The sequence below is a fragment of the Thermofilaceae archaeon genome, from assembly GCA_038731975.1.
Lineage (GTDB): Archaea > Thermoproteota > Thermoprotei > Thermofilales > Thermofilaceae > JANXEW01.
The window spans coordinates 64,670-82,019 of sequence record JAVYQJ010000007.1 but is presented as its reverse complement, the minus strand read 5'-3'; the positions used below and the strand labels follow the sequence as shown (position 1 = coordinate 82,019).

The window sequence follows — 17,350 nt, the reverse complement described above, 5'->3', positions numbered from 1 at the left end:
CCGTCAGCCGGAGCTACGGCACGCTGGCGCTAGCCGTCGTCCTCCAGAACGTCTTCCTCCCCCTCGATATGCCGGCTCGCAGGAAGCTCCTCTCCTACATGGCGCCGCCGAGCTCTGTCGCGACAGCCAACGGGTTGAGCGACGCTGTGGTGGGCCTGGTGGCGGCCCCCTCCCCCCTGCTCGGCAGCTTCAGCTGGTCCAGCCTCGGCGCGCGCTAGGCGTTCGGGCTGGGCGCAGCACTCAACCTCCTCGCTCTAGCCCCCCTAGCGAAGCTCAGAGAGCGCTCCGCTCGAACCTAGGGTCTCCAAGCGCTGCCGTCAAGACTCTGTTCCTCCCCACCGGCTCCATCCTTTCCCTCAGGATCCACCGCAGGGTGCTGGAGACGGCCGCGGCAAGCCCATCTCGCTCCAGCAAGTAGATCTCGCCGTACTCGAGCAGCTGCTCCCTCAACACGTGGCGGACAACGCCGATCTCGGCCTCCCACAGCTCCCCCCTCCGCTCCACCAATAACGCGACCGTGTTCGCCATACCCCTCACGGCCCCGCCCCTCTCAAGCCCCCTGTGCAGCTCGATGAGCGCTCGCTTGAGACTCCCGCTCTCCTCCAGCAACTTGGCCAGCGCTGCGGCGTATACGAAGGAGTCCACGTTGCTCGGGGACGCTACGGGCCCGAAGAGCTCCAGAGTTCGACCTATGTCGACACCCCCGTTCTGAGCGACGAATACGACCCCTCCGCTCCCGAGGTGGAGCGCGAAGGGGTGGGCCGCCCCCACGCCGAGCGGCATGCCCGTGCTAGCCTTGCGGGCGTGAGCAACCAGGGCAACGGGGGAGGAGATCGAGGTCGCTAACGTCTCCACGAGCGGGTCGCTCCAGATCGGCGTGGGAGAGCGGTAGTGGATCAGCCTTCCGCCGGCCAGCGCAGCTAGACCCCAACCGTCGCCATGCTCAGCGGTGCCAGCCAACCTTTCAAGCAGGGGGTCGTACTCAGCAGCCCTCCTCAGCGCACCGAGCCAAGCGAGCGCGTCCACAGGTTCCGAAGACGCTAGCGCTAGGAGGCGGCACACGGCTACTCCCTCAGCTCCTCTAGGAAAACTCTCTCGAAGGTTTCGTAGGCTTCTCGGCCGTAGAGGCAGACGATGACCCTCTCCAGGCTCCGGGCGCGTCCAGCGAAGGCCTTCAGCTCGCGGGCCATGATGCGCGCGCACCTCTCGTAGGGGTAGCCGAAGACCCCCGTCGAGATGGCGGGCAGGGCTACGCTCCTCAGCCCGAGCTCCTCCGACTTCTCGAGCGAGCTCCGGATGGCCGAGGCGAGCTTCTCGTCACCACCCTCCTCGCCGAAGCGCGGACCCACGGCGTGGATGACGTACTTGGCCTTGAGCCGGCCCGCGGAAGTGACCGCTACGCTGCCCACGGGGACGGGGCCGCGCTCCCTAACCCACCGGTCGCTCTCCTCCTGGATCACGTAACCCCCCTTCCTCACGATCGCCGCAGCTACTCCCCCGCCGTGCTTGAGGTACGAGTTAGCCGCGTTCACGATCGCATCAGCCTCAAGCTCGGTGATATCCCCCTCAACCAGCTCCACCGTCAGCCTATCGAGTTTGAAGGTCCTACCGGGCACATGAGGGCCTTCGCCAAGCCTATAATAGCTTCTGCGCCCCCGAGCTACAGCGTGCTTCCCCCTTCCAGCGGCCACGATCGGATACATTTTTTTACCATAATACTAAGGGTTACCCGATGCCTTCGCCGCACGCGGCCGCAGAGACCCTTACCGTGAGCGTTGTGATCCCTTCTTACCGCGGCGGTAACGGGCTGGTGGAGCTTGTGAGGGGCCTGCTGAACTGTAACGCGCGACCCCTCGAGGTCATTGTTATCATTGACGATCCCGACCGCGAAGCCCTCAACGGGCTACTGACCGAGTTCAGCGACCCGTCGGTGAAGGTGTTCCTCAGGGAAGGGAGGCAGGGTAAGGTGAGCGCGCTGAACGAGGCGTTGAAGCTGGTGAGGGGCGACGTCGTCCTCTTCCTCGACGATGATGTTCGCGTGAACGACCCGAAGTTCATCGATAAGGTGGCGGAGGCGATGAAGAGCTGCGATCTCCTGGACGTGAAGAAGGTTATCGTTGGTAAAGGTTTGCTGGCCAAGCTCGTCTACATCGAGTACACAGCGTACAACTTCGCTAGCAAGATGATGGCGAAGCTTGCCGGAAGGGCCATCGCAATAAACGGGGCGGCTTTCGCTGTGAAGCGGAGGGCCCTCGACGAGATCGGCTACTTCAAACCCTGCCTGGCGGAGGATCTCGACTTCGCTCTCCGCTCGTTCGTGAAGGGCTGCCGCTTCTCCTTCCTCGATAGCACCTACGTGCTCAACTACGCGCCGTCCAGCTGGACCCACTGGCTGAAGCAGAGGAAGAGGTGGGCTGTCGGCCTCGCCTCCTGGCTGAGGGAGAACTACCGGGTGCTCCTGCGCGCGGTCCGCGAGGTGCCGCACGTCATCATACCGGGCATCATCCTGACCCTGCCCTCCCTCCTCACGATGATTGTCGCCCTGGCGCTCCACGGGATGCTCTCCAAGAAGGCCACCTACGCCGCCCTCCTCCCCCTGTCCTCCCTCATTCGGGAGCTCGTACCCGTTACGGCGGCCGTATCGATCTCGCTCATCATGATGTACACGGTCACCACGCTTACCTTCGCCTTCCTCCTGCTCTCCCTCGGCGTGCTGCAGTACGTGATCGCGAAGGTCACCGGCTTGAAGCCCTACGCCCACCTGATCCCAGTCTACCTGCTCTTCTACCAAACCGTGTGGCTGACGATACTGTCGGTGGGCTTGATCCGCGTGCTCATCTTCGGGGACGAGCGGGTGGAGGACTGGGTCGTTTAGGCTAGCGTTTTATACCCAAACCCAGCAGATAGGCCCGTGAGGAAGCTTGCGATCGTGCTGTCGGCCCTCGGGCTGCTGGCTGTGATCTTAGGCGTCTGGCTCCACCAAGTCGTCAGGGAGAGGGAGGAGAGAGCCGCCAACTTCTTCCCCTTCCACCTGCCCTACGATGACTCGAGCGAGACCGTCGTCAGCCTAGCCCACCGACTGCACAAGCCAGCCGGCAAGTACGGGCACGTCTACGTTGGGCCCGACGGCCACCTGTACGTCGGTGGAGAGAGGATCCGCTTCCTGGGGGTTAACATCGTTGCTGAGCACGCCTTCCCGACGAAGCGCGACGCGGAGATCTTCGCAGCCAGGCTCGCCAAGTTCGGGGTCAACATTGTCAGGTTCCACCATCTGGACGCCGCCTGGCTGAGCTTCAACATCTTCCAACCCCCCGGTACGAGAAGGCTTAACCCCGTTGCGCTGGATCGGCTGGACTACCTCATCGCGAAGCTGAAGGAGCAGGGCATCTACGTCAACCTCAACCTCCTCGTCTCGAGGCGCCTTAGGGCCGCGGACGGCTTACCGCCCGAGATCGAGCAGGTGGATTGGAAGGATCAGCAGATCCTCGGATTTTTCATGGACGAGGTGAGAGAGCTTCAGAAGGAGTACGCGAGGCAGCTCCTCACGCACAGGAACCCGTACACGAACATGACCTACGCGGAGGATCCGGCTGTCGCTTTCGTCGAGATCGTGAACGAGTTCGGCCTCATCCACGCCTGGCTCGACGGCGTTGTTGACAGGCTCCCCGAAGTCTTCAAGCGCCCGCTCCAGGAGAAGTGGAACGCTTGGCTGCGCGCGAAGTACGGCGACACCGCGAGGCTGGTCGAGGCTTGGGGAGGGGAGACGAAGTTGGGGGAGGAGGTGCTCGCGAACCCGAGGTTCGAGAGGGGGACGCTGGGCTGGGTCTTCGAGCGGCACGGCGCGGCTCAGGCCACCTACGACTTCGTCGATGTCGACGGCATGCGGGCGCTGAGGGTCAGAGTCACCAGGAGGGGCGAGGGTTGGCACGTCCAGTTCAACTACCCCCGCATCCGGGTCAGGGAGGGGGAGATATACCGCGTAACCTTCACGGCTCGAGCCGAAGCTGAAGCGTACATCACGGTCTGCCTGAGGCAGGCTCACGAGCCCTGGCAGGCGGTCTCCCAGGTTGTCACGGTCAAGCTGACGCCCGAGTGGCGGACCTACGAGGTGATCCTTGGGGTTGGGGTTAGCGACGACAACGCTAGGCTCGACATCTCGAACCTCGGCGCCCTCGAAACCACCTACTACTTCGCCAACTTCTCGATGAGGCCCTACCAGGGTGCTGGATTGAAGGAGGGGGAGAGCCTCGAGGAGGGGACTGTGAGCATCCTCAAGCCCGGCGACTTCTTCGGCCGTTCCCCGGCGGCGAGGAGGGATTGGGCCGAGTTCCTCTGGTCGCTCGAGAGGGACTACTTCCTCGACATGTACAGGTACCTCAAGGAGGAGCTGGGGGTTAAAGCCCTCGTGATCGGGACGATCGCGGGCTGCAGCACTCCAGTCATCATGTCGGAGCTGGACGTGGTCGACACGCACGCGTACTGGATGCACCCCGCCTTCCCCGGGACCCCGTGGGATCCAAGGAATTGGTACGTGGTGAACGAACCGATGGTTAACAACCCGCTGGGCAGCACGATCACCTGGCTCGCGTCGAGGAGGGTGCTCGGCAAGCCCTTCACGGTGACCGAGTACAACCACCCGGCGCCCAACATGTACGATTCGGAGACCTACGTGATTCTATCGGCCTACGCTGCGCTCCAGGACTGGGACGGGATTTTCGCCTTTGCGTATGACGGTTTGGTTCGCGACGCGCGCCGAATCGTAGGCTTCTTCGACGTGTCCCAGAACCCGCAGAAGATGGCGACGCTCATCCTTGCCCACAACATATTCGTGAGGGGCGACGTGGAGCCCGCGAGGGAGCTGGTGACGATGCCGATCAGCAGGGAGACCGAGATCAACCTCCTCGTGGGAGGGAAGCTGCACGCGTGGAACCTGCCGGGCGCCCACCACCTCGGCTGGAGCCCTGCTACACCGCTCGTCCACCGATTCGCCTTGAACCTTGAGGGTACGGGGCCATCGGGACCCATGCCGCCCGAGGGGCAGGTGTACAAGTCGGATAACGGGCAGGTCGTCTGGGACTGCAGCACCAGAGGTAAGTGCGTGCTGCTCATCAACTCGCCGCGCACCGTCGCTGTGGTCGGCTTCGGGGCGGGGAGGAGGTTCGACTTCGATGGAGTCACAATCGAGCCGGCTCCCTCGCTCCTCAACTTCAGCGTAATCGGGGTGACGAGCATGGACGGCGAGCCGATCGAGAGGTCCAGGAGCATGCTCCTCGTAGCCATCGGCTACATCGGCAACAACGGGATGGAGCTGAGGGAGTACGCGACCAACCGCCTCGTAGCGAGGGTCACCCAGCCGCCCCAGGGCTACACCGCCGAAATCAATCCTCCACTCAACGTCCAGGTCACCTGCGGCGACAACTGGGGCCCCGGCCCCACGATCGCTGAGGGTGTGAGGGCGAGGATCAGGGTTAAGGGGGAGGTGGAGGTCTGGGCCCTCGATAACACGGGCAGGAGGAGGGAGAAGCTACCCACCACCGTTGAGGGCGGCTGGACGGTCTTCGAAATCGGCCCCGGCTACCGGACGATCTGGTACGAGATCAGCAGGCCCTAGGCGAGCCAGGGCTCGCTCCCCATGTACCGCCTGAAGGCGTCCCTTATCTCTCTGTAAGTTATCAACTCCCATTTTTCCTCCAGCAGCATCCTAATCTCAGGGTCTGTAAGGATTCGGAAATCCCCCTCCCTGATGTCTATGTCGGGTAGATCCCTCGTTTCCTCGTTTCTAAAGCACGAGTGGTGGATCACGTGGTAGACCCCGGGCTCCGCGTTGAGGAGGAAGTCCCTGAAGGCTCGAAGCCTCTGCTCGTGCTCGAGCTTCGTGTAGGGTATCCCCGCCAACTTCACGCGTGGGAGCTTGACTCTGCTGAGCAGCCGGGCCAGCTGCCCCCTGAAGGGGGGCGGTATCATCGGGTTCTCAACGCTCTCGGGTATAAGCGCGGGCACGCGGTACTCGCACGCCAGCTTAACGTACACTTCAGCGATGTCAGGCCTCAGCACGCTGCCCATGTGCGTGTCAATGTGAGTCACATCGATGCCGAGCTTGAGCACGTGCTCGATCTGGGCCCGCAGCTCCGTCTCCGTCTCCTCCGCTCTCACGCTCCGCCAGGCTTCCTCAACCGTCCTGAAGAGGTAGCCCTGCTCGTCCCTCAGGCTGGCGCCGCACGTGAGAGGCCTGATCCTGCAGTGGCTCCACTCGCTGTTCAGCGTCAAGTGAACCCCGAGGTCGGCGCCCGGCTTCGGGTTGACGAGGAGGTCGGGAACCCACGCGGCCGGCGCGAGGATGGAGCCGGTGGGGAAGGGGAGGGATCGGTAGGCGTCGTTCTGGGCCTTGAACATGCCCAGATCGTCGTGGTGGATGATGGCAACTCTCGCGCCCTTCAAGCCCATGTACTCCCAGAAATCTTCCATGAGGCGATCTAACAGTGATCGTTAAAATGGGTTGCTGGTTCCCGCAACATCTTTAGCCTCTGTTTGATGGAGCCCTGTGTTTAGGAAAAGGCTCGCGCACTTGGTCTCGCTGGCCACGGCGCCGCAGCTGTACGGCGGCTTCATCATCGCGCTCGTGTGGTGGAGGTTGGGAGTGGGAGGCCTCGAGGCGCTGGCAGTGATGCTGCTGGCCCACACGTTTCTGCCGCTCGCTCCGATAGTTGTGGGTGCAGCGAGGGGCGAGGTGGACATATTCGTGACGGAGAGGGAGAAGAGGTGGAAGTACTACCTGTTCAGCATCATCTCGTACATCATCGGCATCGTCTACTCCCTCTTGCGCGGCTACAGGATCTACGCGGTCATTACCGCCTCCTACATGCTGTCAGCGATCGTGCTGGCGATCGTGACTGTCCTCGCGAAGTGGAAGATCAGCGTCCATGCTGCAGGCATCGCGGGCCCAACCACGGCGCTGGCGATGGTCGTGGGTGAGGAGGCAGTGCCCCTCTACCTGCTCCTCGTACCAGTCTCGTGGGCCCGCCTCGAACTGAACGCCCACACCCCCTCGCAGCTGGCGGCGGGAGCCCTCGTAGCCCTCCTCTCCACGCTCCTCGTCTTCAGCCTGACTGGCGCCGGCTTCCACGTCGGTAGCGTGGAGGGCTTTCTCGCGTCGATCCTCGACTTCCTGGAGAGCAGCCCCCTCGTCATCAGGGCCCTCGTCATAGGGATGGTGCCGGCCGCGATGACCGCGATTGGTTCCATTCCAGTTCTCCTCGGAGCCCGAATGAGCGAGAGGGCATCGGACGCCGGCCTGGGGTTTGCGGCAGGTGTCATGCTCGTCGCCTCCTTCACGAGCCTGCTGCTGCCGGCCATCGAGGCGGGAGGGCCTCTGCTCGCCACACTGGGCTTCGTGGCGGGTGCCGGCCTAATCAAGGCCGTCGACTCCACCCTCCCCCACCTGCACATCATGAAGGGGGCTGAGGGGCCCCCTCGACCCCTCGCCAAGGGCTTGCTCATCGCCCTGGCTATGATCATCCACAACATACCCGAAGGGATGGCCGTTGGTGTAGCCTCCTCGGTGAGCGTCCACGAGGGGCTCCTCCTCGCCCTCGCGATAGGGTTGCAGGACGTGCCGGAGGGGCTGGCCGTCGCCCTGCCACTGGCCGATAGGGGGAGGCTGAAGGCCTTCCTGATCGGAGTTGCCAGCGGCCTTGCGGAGGCCCTCGCAGCCCCCCTTCCCGCGCTCATCGTCGAGCACGTCGGTTTCACCCTCCCCTTCCTGATGGCTTTCGCCGCGGGCGCAATGGTCTACGTTGTGGTCCACGAGATGGCGCCGGAGATCTACGGGCACGAGCACGACGAGCCCAGCACCTTCGGCTTCCTCTCCGGCTTCGTCGTCATGCTCCTGCTCGACACGGTCTTCGGCGGCTAAAGGAGCCCCTCGAGAACGTGCGTGAGCCGGCGCAAGTCCCTGATTACGTAGCCCCTCCCTCCGAAGTAAGCTCCCTCCCCGAAGGCGCCGGTCCTATCGACGAGCACCGCCACAAGGCCGACCGACATCGCGCCGAGGAAGTCCTCCCTGAAGTCGTCGCCAGCGTGGGCGACCAGCCTTGCCTCGAAGCCCGCATCGCGGAGCGCCTCTTCCCCCGCCTTGAACATGCGCGCGTCCGGCTTGAGAGCGTAGACCTCGTCGGCGTAAACTTGGGCGGCGAGGAGCTTGCCGAGCCCCGCCTTCTCAACGATGACTCGTGTGATGTAGCCGGGCCACCACATCACGTTGCTGAGCGCGACGACGGGCACCCCCCTACTGGCCAAGCCTTCCAGCGCCTCGAGCGCGTCCTCGTACACGATGCCCTCCGGCTCAAGGTTCGCGACAGCGCGGGCAACCCCCCTCTTCACCACCTCACGCGAGCACCCGAGCTCTCCAGCCAGGATGCCTGCGCACTGCTCGATTACAGCGCTTGGGTTAACGGCCCCTTGTGCCCTCAGCTCCTTCACTCGGGCTCTAGCTCTTCTGAGCGACTCCTCGACCTCCCCCTTCTCCCTCTCGAGGAGCTCCGCCAGGGACGCGGCGAGCATCCCGTAGAACCTCCCCAGCCGCAGCAGGGTGTCCCACACGTCGATGCTCACGGCGGCTGCCGGCATGCTGGACACCTAGAGCCTCACGCTGTTGAGCCAGGCAGCCTTCTCTCCGTCGATCAGCTCGACCCTCATGTACCCCTTCACCGGCAGCTGGCCCGCGATCTCGAGCTCAACGATGCTACCGCCCCTCAGCCTGCCCTCCACCCGCAGATCCTTCGCGCGGATCCTGAAGCCATCCTCCCAGCGCTCCACCTCTAGGAGCTGCGGCTGAGCTGCAGCCAGCTTATCCAGCATACTGACGCTCAGGTAGGCCCCCTTCGTATCGCCCGACAGGAGCTTCACGATCTTCGCGCCGCTGCACTTCAGCCAGGCTCTCCCCTGCTCCACCTCGTAGGCTTCAACCTCCACGCCGCTGCTGGCGTAGAAGCGCCCCTGCTTCAATGCCTCCAGCAAGGCCTCAACGCTGTGGTCGGCGAGGTCTAGCACCACCCACCCGCCCAGAGCGTCCACCGTGTACGTGTGAACGTCGTCCACCGCCAACCCCTGCAGCATAACCCCCTTCGACAGCGCGTAGTCCCAGTGGGGGCCCGAGTAGCCCCTGCTGATCTCCACCTCGCAACCGTGGTTGTACACCTCGACACCGTCGGGGTTCCCAGCCTTGAGGAGGTCGCTGCCGCTCAGCATGCTCCAGTAGGGGTGGGCCACGAACGAGTAGAAGCCGTTGTCGCGGCACCAGTCGAAGAGCTTAGACGCGCGCTTACGCGCGCTCTCCGGCGGCAGCTCATCGCAACCTATGATCACGACGTGGTACTCACCGGCCACGCCCTCCTCGCGGGCTGCCACTTCGACGCCGGGCGGGGTGAGCACGCTCGGGTGCGAGACGGGCGTAACCTTGTTGTGGTCGGTCAGCGAGACGGCACCGAAGCCGGCTCGAGCGTAGAACTCCACGGCCTTCTCCGGGTCCAGCCGACCGTCGGAGCGCGTTGAATGAGCATGGAGCTGGGCCTTCACCCACCCGTTTTGCGGAAGCCTCACGCGAACCCCTCTCCCTCGTCGTATATCAGCGTTTTTCGCGCGCCCCGCGCGGCATCCCGGCGCGAGAGCAGGCATAATTGGCACCGCAAGCCCGTTTCCGCGTGCGCGAAACGCCCCAGGGCTCGCCGGGCCACTCCAAGCTACCCTGCTTCACTTACGAGGGTAGCAGGGCCCCGATGGCCTCGTTCCCGCTTGGTGGCATCGGTACAGGCTGCGTAGGGTTGGCGGCCAACGGGCGACTCGTCGACTGGGAGATCTTCAACAGGCCGAGCAAGGGCGGTTTAAACGGCTTCACCCACTTCGCCGTCAAGGCCGTTGCTGAGGGCAGGGTTATCGACGCGCGAGTGATGGAGGGCACCCCTCCGCCGCCCTACACTGGGAGCGGGAGGGGGTTCGGCTTCGGGCTTGAGCGGGAGAGCCTAGCCGGCCTACCGCACTTCAAGGAGGCCGTTCTCGAGGGCACGTACCCCATCGCGCGCATCGATTTCGTCGACCCCGACTTCCCGGGAAAAGTTCGGGTGACGGCCTTCAACCCGTTCATCCCCCTTGACGACTTCAACTCCAGCATTCCCGCGGCCTTCTTCGAGATCGAAATCGAGAACACGGTGGGCGCAGCCGTGGAGTACACCGTCTGCTTGAGTGCGCAGAACCCGGCTCCGCCAGGGAGGACCGTCAACGAGTACCGCGAGGTTGAGGGGGTCAAGCTGATCCTGATGAGCCCCCAGGGCGTTGATGAGAGATCGTCGGAGTGGGGGCAGCTGGCGATCGCCACGGACGCCCCCGAAGTGAGCTACCAGGAGTACTGGTACAGGGGTTCCTGGTTCGACAGCCTGCAGGTCTTCTGGAGGGAGTTCTCCTCGCCGGGGAGGCTCCGCAACAGGAGGTACGAGAGGCCCTCGGCCGGGGTCAGGGATCACGCCTCCCTCGCCGCGCACCTCCGGCTGAACCCGGGCGAGAGGGGGGTGGTCAGGTTCCTGATCGCCTGGTACTACCCGAACTTTAGGAACTACTGGAACCCCGAGCCCGGCAGGGACGTCTGGAGGAACTACTACGCCGCGATCTTCCATAGCGTGATCGACGTCGTCCGGCACTGCTTCAGGAACTGGAGTTGGCTCCACGGCAAGACCCGCGAGTTCAGGGACTGTCTCTTCTCCTCCACCTACCCCCCGCATGTTCTGGACGCTGTCTCCGCGAACCTCTCGATCTTGAAGTCGCCGACCGTGATCAGGCTGGAGGACGGCTCGCTGTGGGGCTTTGAGGGTTGCAGCGTCGATTCAGGCTGCTGCGAGGGCAGCTGCGCCCACGTGTGGCGCTACGCTTTCGCCCCCCTATACCTTTTCCCGAGCTTGGATCGGTCGATGTGGGGCCTCCACCTGAGGTACAGCGTGAGCGGGGACGGGCGCATGACCTTCCGGCTCCCCCTGCCGCCGGGTAGGCCCTGGCCCTTCCCCCACGCGGCCGTCGACGGCCAGTACGGCTGCCTGCTCCGCGCCTACGCGTACTGGAAGCTGACGGGGGATGAGGAGTGGTTGAGGGAGCTCTGGCTAACCCTGAAGAGGATGGTCGAATACGCGTGGTCCGAGAGCAACGCCGACGCGTGGGATCGCGACGGGGACGGCGTGATAGAGGGTAGGCAGCACAACACCTTCGACGTCGAGCTCTTCGGCCCGAACCCTTGGCTCACCGGGCTTTACCTGGCCGCGCTGAAGGCTGCGGCGGAGATGGCGGAGCACGTGGGCGACAAGGAGGCGGAGGGGGAGTACCTGCGGCTCTTCGAGTCGGGGAAGAGGTGGGTTGAGGAGCACCTATTCAACGGCGAGTACTTCGTCCAGCTGATCGATTTGAGCGACAGGAGCCTACTCGAGAGGTTCTCCGCCAGCGATCCCGGCGTGATCGAAGCCTACTGGGACGGCGAGCACCGCGAGATGAAGTACCAGCTGGGCCCCGCCTGCTTCATAGCACAAGTTGAGGCGCAGTTCTACGCGAACCTCTTCGGCCTGGGCGAGGTGCTGGATAGGGGCAAGGTGAGGAGGGCGCTCGAATCGATCTACAGGTACAACTTCACCAGCGTGCGCCACCACCCCAACCCCTGCAGGATCTACGCGCTCGGCGACGAGAGGGGCGTCGTCAACTGCGCGTGGCCTAAGGGGGGCAAGCCGGTCATACCGATCCCCTACGCGGAGGAGGTTTGGAGCGGCCTCGAGTACGTCTTCGCCGCCCACCTAATACAGGAGGGCTTCGTCGAGGAGGGGCTCGAAGTCGTGAAAGCCGTCAGGGAGAGGTACGATGGGGTGAAGAGGAACCCGTGGAGCGAGATCGAGTGCGGCAGCAACTACGCGAGATCGTTGTCCTCCTACGCGCTCCTCCTCGCGCTGAGCGGCTTCGAGTGGGACGGCAGGCGCGGCGAGCTGTCCTTCAACCCGAAGACCCCGGATGCGGAGTTCGGCACTTTCTGGTGCACGGGTAGAGCGTGGGGCTATCTGCTTGCTTCAAGAGGTTTCTGCGAGCTGAGCGTGCGGTACGGCGAACTGGAGCTGAAAGTCCTCCGCGTAGCAACCCTCAAAGGCATCGGCGTGCGCCGCGCCCTTGTTAACGGAGAACCAGTGGAGTTCGAGCCCCTGGAGGGAGGAGCGAGGTTCCCGAAACCCCTACTGCTGCGCGAAGGCGACGTCCTGCGCATAGAGGGCTAAGGGAGACGTTTTTAGCACCCCCGCGCTCAGGGAAGCGTGCGGGTCAAGCTTGTTTTCGAGAGGGCCGGCACCGTGATCGTCGAGCTGACGGGGAGGAACGCTAGGACCGCTGAAGCGCTCCTGCGCGTCCTCCCCTTCGAGAGCCGGGCGAGGAGGTGGGGGGAGGAGGTCTACTTCGAGTCCCCAGTCGATGCCGGCGAGGAGGACGCGAGCGAGCTCGTTGAGGTCGGCGATGTCGCCTACTGGCCACCCGGTCGTGCTCTCTGCCTCTTCTTCGGGCCGACACCCATCAGCAGGCCGGGCGAGATCAGGCCGGCCAGCCCCGTCAACGTGATAGGCAGGGTCGTAGAAGGCTTAGACGTTCTAAGGCGCGTCTCGAGCGGGGAAAGGGTCAGAGTCGAGGTTGCCGAAGGCTAGGTTCCGCGGCGGGCCAGCTCTCCGAACTAAAACGTTTTTAGGGGTTTCCTGGGAGAGCAAACCATGATAGTCTTCGAGAAGGGCGATCACAAGGCCGTTGTTTTCCGGGGCCTCACACCCCCTGGGTACGTTCAAGCCAACCAGCTCCTGATAGTTGACTCGGGTGAGGGGCTGCTAGCCGACCCCGGCGGTAGGGTGGTTTTCAACCGTTTGATCGCCGAGATGTCGCGGTTTGTGCCACCGCCACGTGTCAAGTACCTCTTCTTCTCCCACCAGGATCCAGACATCCTAGGGGCGGCCGCGGTTTGGTACACGGCGCTCGAGAACGCGAAGATCCTGCTACCGCAGCTCTGGCTACGCTTCCTTCCGCACTCCTTCCACCAGAGCGTGGACTTAGAGGGTAGGGTTGATGGCATCCCGGACGAGGGGGGCACCATCCGGCTGGGGGGGTGCACGCTCCAGCTGATCCCGGCCCACTACCTGCACTCGCCCGGCAACTTCCAGATCTACGATCCCTGCCTCAAGATCCTCTACAGCGGGGACCTCTTCGCCTCCCTCTTCCCGAGCGGGGTGAACTACGACTTCGTGAACGACTTTGACTCGCACGTGCAGTACATGGTGCAGTTCCACAAAAGGTACCTGGCATCCAACCGCGCCGTTCAAAGGTGGTTGAGGAGAGTCGAGAACCTCGAAATCGAGGTGATCGTGCCGCAGCACGGTGCCATCATAAGGGGGAGGGAAAACGTGCAGAAGGCCTTGGAATGGATCAAGGGTATCAAGTGCTACCTGGACGAGGACGCATAGTACAGTTAAAAAAGTTGTAAGGTTTATTTTTACACGAAGGGCCTCGAGATCCCTATGTTCCTCACCAGCACGTAGGGGGCGCGGACGGCTGGGCTGACCTCCCACCAGCTGATGTCGTAGAGGTCTCGTCCCAGAAGTTCGATGTTTGAGAGCAGCTTGGGGAGCCTATCGGCGATCCTTACGCGGGCTACGGGGTGCTTGATCTCGCCGTTCTCGATGTAGAATGCGGCGTCCCTCGCGATGGTGGAGAAGATGCCCTCGACGTAGTTCTGCAGCCGCGTGTACCAGTTGTTCGTTATCATCAAGCCCCTCTTTACCTCCGCGATCATCTCCTCCAGCTTCGCGTCGCCCGGTGCGACTCGCAGCGTCCAAGAGTGCGGGAACATCAACCCTGCGTTACCGGTGGACTTGGCGCCGAACTTCGCGGCAGTCTTCGAGTTGTGGAGGAGCGTTCTCAAAGCCCCAGCCTCGATTATCGGCTTGCTCCTCGTCGGTAACCCCTCGTCGTCGAAGGAAGTTGAGCCGAGAAGCTCGGGGTTCCTCGGGTCGTCGTAGATGGAGAACTTCTCCGATGCAACCTTCGATCCGGGCTCAGCCCTCGCGAAGATCGACATGCCCATGAGCACGGCCATCCCGCTCGCCATCATGCCGACCAAGTTCATCAGGTTGCCAACAACCATCGGTGAGAGGATCACGTCGTAGGTGCCGGGCTCGACGTCAGCAGCCCTCCCCTTAGCCATCTCAGCCAGCTGCACCGCGGTCCGCGCCATCCGCTCAACGGCCTCCTTCGAGAGCCTGCGGCTCCCGTGAGCCCACTGCCCCGAGGCCTCGCCTATGAAGGCGCGCAGGTAGGCCTCCAAACCCGTTGCCTCTTCCTCGAGCCTCGCCCCCTTGGACGTAGCGACGCCACGCTGACCGTGGAAGAGGGTCAGCGCGCCCGCAACCCTCTCGGCGCCGGTTGCGCCTGCGAGCATAGCCTCCGCCAGCGATGAAGGGTCGTGCATCGCTTCGATGATGGCCTTGTCGACGAGCCCCGGGAGCGGCTCAGGGGTCTCCGGCTCGGGGAGCGGCGCGTACAGGAAGCTGGGCCTCACCTGCGGTAAAGCTGCGAGGGCTCTATCTATCAGGGCGCTGGCCTGCTCGAAACCGGTCGGGTGGATCTCCGTCAGCAGGATCTTGCCCTCCTTGGCCAGGTACAGCCCCACAGTGAGGGAGTCCCACCTCTGCACTACGCTGACCTCGCTGTTCGCGAACTTCACCATCGTGCTCCTCTGCCTCGAGACGATAGCGGCCGCCTCCTCAAACCCCCTCTTCAGAGCCTCGTGGACGAGCTTCTCGGCAAACTCCGACACCGGGACCTGCTGCATCACGCGACCACCCCAAGCGGGATGCTCCTTAACCTAACGTCCGGCCCGCCGAACCACACGGGCACCCCCTGGCTCGGCTCGCCTTTGCCGCACGTGCCGGGCTCGTAGCGCACCTCCCTGCCGGCAGCGTCGATGCTGCTGTAGAAGCTCTTCGTCGTCACCTCGAGGACCGGGTTCCGGACGGGCTTCGTGAGCTCGCCCTTCTCGATCAGGTAGCACTCGAGGCCGACGTAACGCTGCCCCCACCTGATGTCGTCGATGTTCCACTCCATGTAGCTCTTCATGTAGACGCCGAGCTTCACGCCCTCCAGCAGCTCCTCGAAGGTGTGGTCGCCCGGCGCCAGGTAAGTATTTGCCATCCTGATGATCGGCTCGCTGTTGTGGTCCATCGCCCTCGCAGCCGCGTTGCTGGTGGTGCCCCAGAGGCTGGCCGTCCAGCGGTTGTGCAGGTGCTCGTTGATGACCCCCTCCTTGTAGAGGTAGCGGGCCCTGGCTGGGACCCCCTCGTCGTCGTACAGGTAGAAGCCGTAGCTTCCCGGTATCGTGGGGTCATCGATCACCGTCGCGTGCTTGCCCCCGATCCTTTCCCCGAGCATGCCCGGCTTGATGAAGCTCATCCCCGCTTGCGCCGCCTCCCTACCCCAGATCCTGTCGGCCTCGCTGGGGTGGCCGCAGCTCTCGTGCACGATGAGCCCTACGATCTCGCTCCCCACGATCACGTCGACGGGGCCCTTGGGAGGCTCAACGCCGTTGAGCAGGACGTTCTCGAGGTTGCGGGCCTCCTCCTCCGCGCTCTCCGGGATCCTCCAGCGCTCGAGCTGCTCAAGCCCTCCGCTCCCGCCGAAGGTCTTGCTCCGCTGGATCGTCCCCTTCTGCGGGTGGAGGAGGACGAAGTTGTAGCCGACCGTCAAGCGCGGGACTCTGCTCACGACGAAGGCTCCGTCGGAGTTGATGACCGTCTTCTCCTCCACATCTTCGGAGTACCTCGTCATCATGGTCATGACCCTCGCCTCTTTCACTGCGCCCCTCACCCTTTCCCACGACTCGACGAGAACCGACAGCTTGCCGTTTATGTCCAGCGAGTCGAAGGGCTTGACGGCTATCGCCTCGTAGCGGGCCCTCCCCATCCGGGCCTCCGCGAACTCGATCGGCCTTTTCATGAACCTGCTGTGGGACCGGGCCAGCTTAACGGCCTGCTCAACCGCCTCCCTCACGCTATCCCACGTGAGGGTGCTGGTCGCGGAGAAGCCGAGAGCTCCGTTGACGAGAACTCTCACTCCAACGCCCTCCCTGATCGACTCGCCGTAACCTATCATCTCCCCGTTCCGCACGACGAGAGAACCACCGGAGTGGCGGTGCCAGCGGGCTTCAGCGTAACTCGCCCCGAGCTGGAGGGCCAGGTCGACGGCCCTCTGCAGAAGGTCTTCGTGCATCCCGCTCCTTTCAAGCTTATAGATAAAAGTTTACCGCTTCAAACCATTGTACTAAACCGGTCCGAGCGCTTCAATCGGTAGCTTCAGCACGCAGCAGTAGGACGTGTTGTAGCCGTGCTTCAGGGGTAGGGCGGGCGAGTTGCAGGCCAGGTATATGCTCTCGCCAAAGATCTCAACGTCGTGGATGTTGAGGGGGAGTGTCAGCAGGCGCCGCCACTCGCTGCCGTTGTAGACGACGAGCTCCCCGTGGGTTTCCGTGACTCCGGTACCCGTGCCTGAGGCGAGGAAGAGGAGGTCGCCGATCTTCTTCGGCCTAATCGCGATGTTCCCCCTTATCTCGTAGCGGTTCGCGAAGCTGTAGACTTCCCAGAGCTCGAAGTTCCTGAAGAAGTAGACCCTGCCGTCGAAGTCGGCTACGACTAGGTAGCCCCTGTACGAGCTCCTCGACCCCGGCGTGTGCGACCGGAAGGCTCCGATCTCGCTGAAAACCCTTTCCACGCTGGAGGCACCGGAGATTGCGTAAACCCTGCTGGGGGGTTTGATGGGTTCGCCCTCGAAGATGTATAGGGTGCCCCCCTGCTCGCCGATCAGGTACACGCCCTTACCCGTCTTGAACTCGAAGGCTTTGCTCCACTGCTCACCCGTCCCCGTCGACCAAACCTCGTTCCTCCTCCCGGCGTATAGGGTGCCGCCGGCAACGCTCAAGGCCTCGAAGAGGCCGCCACCGCCGCCCGCCCCGTCGCGCACCCTGAGCGCTTCCCTCACCTCGCTGCCGTCGTACTCGAGGACGAGGCCGCTGCCGTAGGTCCCCGCGCCCACGTAGAGCCGACCCCTGAAAATGTCGTAGCTCCAGGCTGAGAAGCCGACCTCCTTCGGCTCGTAGATCTGCCGCCACTCGCTGCCGTTGTAGGCGAAGAGGCCCGCCGGCCAGAGGCCTAGCACGAGCTCGTCGCCGTAGCAGACAAGGACGGAGGCCTCGAGCGCACCCCAGCGCGCGAACACCTTCTCAACTCTCACGAGGGGTTGCTCGAAAACCGTAGTA

The 17,350-nt window shown here is 63.7% G+C and carries 15 protein-coding genes; 7 read left to right on the top strand and 8 right to left on the bottom strand.

The genetic code is table 11. From position 1 onward, the window contains the following. Positions 1-218, top strand: a 218-nt coding sequence (locus tag QXF46_05120; GenBank protein ID MEM0226236.1) for a hypothetical protein, incomplete at its 5' end; no start/stop codon positions are given. 55 nt (positions 219-273) lie between these two features. Here the strand turns inward: QXF46_05120 and QXF46_05115 are convergent. Together QXF46_05115 and QXF46_05110 are read right to left on the bottom strand one after the other, a co-directional pair. Next, positions 274-1,062 (bottom strand): class II glutamine amidotransferase, encoded by a 789-nt coding sequence (locus QXF46_05115; protein ID MEM0226235.1) that lies wholly within the window; start codon positions 1,060-1,062, stop codon positions 274-276. Between the two features lie 2 nt (positions 1,063-1,064). Further along, positions 1,065-1,616 carry an ADP-ribose-binding protein gene (locus tag QXF46_05110; protein MEM0226234.1) on the bottom strand — a complete coding sequence of 184 codons (552 nt, stop codon included), beginning with the start codon at positions 1,614-1,616 and terminating at the stop codon, positions 1,065-1,067. Between the two features lie 116 nt (positions 1,617-1,732). Here QXF46_05110 and QXF46_05105 point away from each other — a divergent pair, with 116 nt between their 5' ends. Then, positions 1,733-2,875: a glycosyltransferase family 2 protein gene (locus QXF46_05105; protein MEM0226233.1), complete on the top strand. Its 1,143-nt coding sequence runs from the start codon at positions 1,733-1,735 to the stop codon at positions 2,873-2,875. A gap of 36 nt (positions 2,876-2,911) precedes the next feature. Beyond that, positions 2,912-5,611, top strand: a complete 2,700-nt coding sequence (locus QXF46_05100; GenBank protein ID MEM0226232.1) for a carbohydrate binding domain-containing protein — start codon at positions 2,912-2,914, stop codon at positions 5,609-5,611. On the opposite strand, the gene QXF46_05095 is transcribed toward QXF46_05100, so the two are convergent. Continuing rightward, positions 5,608-6,465 carry a ChbG/HpnK family deacetylase gene (locus tag QXF46_05095; GenBank protein ID MEM0226231.1) on the bottom strand — a complete coding sequence of 286 codons (858 nt, stop codon included), beginning with the start codon at positions 6,463-6,465 and terminating at the stop codon, positions 5,608-5,610. The two genes, QXF46_05100 and QXF46_05095, sit on opposite strands and share 4 nt — an antisense overlap. Before the next feature lie 76 nt (positions 6,466-6,541). Here QXF46_05095 and QXF46_05090 point away from each other — a divergent pair, with 76 nt between their 5' ends. Further along, positions 6,542-7,912 carry a ZIP family metal transporter gene (locus tag QXF46_05090; GenBank protein MEM0226230.1) on the top strand — a complete coding sequence of 457 codons (1,371 nt, stop codon included), beginning with the start codon at positions 6,542-6,544 and terminating at the stop codon, positions 7,910-7,912. Here the strand turns inward: QXF46_05090 and QXF46_05085 are convergent. After that, positions 7,909-8,625, bottom strand: coding sequence for an HAD family hydrolase (locus QXF46_05085; protein MEM0226229.1), 717 nt, complete (start codon positions 8,623-8,625; stop codon positions 7,909-7,911). The two genes, QXF46_05090 and QXF46_05085, sit on opposite strands and share 4 nt — an antisense overlap. A 9-nt stretch (positions 8,626-8,634) precedes the next feature. Continuing rightward, positions 8,635-9,597, bottom strand: a complete 963-nt coding sequence (locus QXF46_05080; protein MEM0226228.1) for a hypothetical protein — start codon at positions 9,595-9,597, stop codon at positions 8,635-8,637. 101 nt (positions 9,598-9,698) lie between these two features. Here QXF46_05080 and QXF46_05075 point away from each other — a divergent pair, with 101 nt between their 5' ends. The 3 genes from QXF46_05075 (at position 9,699) to QXF46_05065 (ending at position 13,508) form a co-directional block, all read left to right on the top strand. Continuing rightward, entirely contained in the window at positions 9,699-12,287 is a 2,589-nt protein-coding gene (locus QXF46_05075; protein MEM0226227.1) for a GH116 family glycosyl-hydrolase, read from the top strand. Positions 12,288-12,323: 36 nt separating this feature from the next. Next, positions 12,324-12,704 (top strand): cyclophilin-like fold protein, encoded by a 381-nt coding sequence (locus QXF46_05070; protein MEM0226226.1) that lies wholly within the window; start codon positions 12,324-12,326, stop codon positions 12,702-12,704. Between the two features lie 63 nt (positions 12,705-12,767). Next, positions 12,768-13,508 carry an MBL fold metallo-hydrolase gene (locus QXF46_05065; GenBank protein MEM0226225.1) on the top strand — a complete coding sequence of 247 codons (741 nt, stop codon included), beginning with the start codon at positions 12,768-12,770 and terminating at the stop codon, positions 13,506-13,508. Positions 13,509-13,537: 29 nt separating this feature from the next. Here the strand turns inward: QXF46_05065 and QXF46_05060 are convergent, their stop codons facing one another. Genes QXF46_05060 through QXF46_05050 form a run of 3 tightly spaced genes read right to left on the bottom strand, consistent with a single transcriptional unit; the run spans position 13,538 to position 17,325 of the window. Further along, positions 13,538-14,875: a TldD/PmbA family protein gene (locus QXF46_05060; protein ID MEM0226224.1), complete on the bottom strand. Its 1,338-nt coding sequence runs from the start codon at positions 14,873-14,875 to the stop codon at positions 13,538-13,540. Then, on the bottom strand, positions 14,875-16,308 hold the full coding sequence (locus QXF46_05055; protein MEM0226223.1) for a TldD/PmbA family protein: 1,434 nt from the start codon (positions 16,306-16,308) through the stop codon (positions 14,875-14,877). The genes QXF46_05060 and QXF46_05055 overlap by 1 nt, the downstream gene beginning before the upstream one ends. 51 nt (positions 16,309-16,359) lie before the next feature. Further along, the gene (locus QXF46_05050) at positions 16,360-17,325 is read right to left on the bottom strand and encodes a hypothetical protein (protein MEM0226222.1); all 966 of its coding nucleotides are present in this window, start codon (positions 17,323-17,325) and stop codon (positions 16,360-16,362) included. Between the last annotated feature and the right edge of the window lie 25 nt (positions 17,326-17,350).

What these genes read in the sequence shown, in the direction of transcription:
- QXF46_05105 (MEM0226233.1), top strand. Translation starts at nt 1,733, where the DNA reads ATGCCTTCGCCGCACGCGGCCGCAGAGACCCTTACCGTGAGCGTTGTG.
- QXF46_05095 (MEM0226231.1), bottom strand. Translation starts at nt 6,465, where the DNA reads ATGGAAGATTTCTGGGAGTACATGGGCTTGAAGGGCGCGAGAGTTGCC.
- QXF46_05085 (MEM0226229.1), bottom strand. Translation starts at nt 8,625, where the DNA reads ATGCCGGCAGCCGCCGTGAGCATCGACGTGTGGGACACCCTGCTGCGG.
- QXF46_05065 (MEM0226225.1), top strand. Translation starts at nt 12,768, where the DNA reads ATGATAGTCTTCGAGAAGGGCGATCACAAGGCCGTTGTTTTCCGGGGC.
- QXF46_05060 (MEM0226224.1), bottom strand. Translation starts at nt 14,875, where the DNA reads ATGCAGCAGGTCCCGGTGTCGGAGTTTGCCGAGAAGCTCGTCCACGAG.
- QXF46_05055 (MEM0226223.1), bottom strand. Translation starts at nt 16,308, where the DNA reads ATGCACGAAGACCTTCTGCAGAGGGCCGTCGACCTGGCCCTCCAGCTC.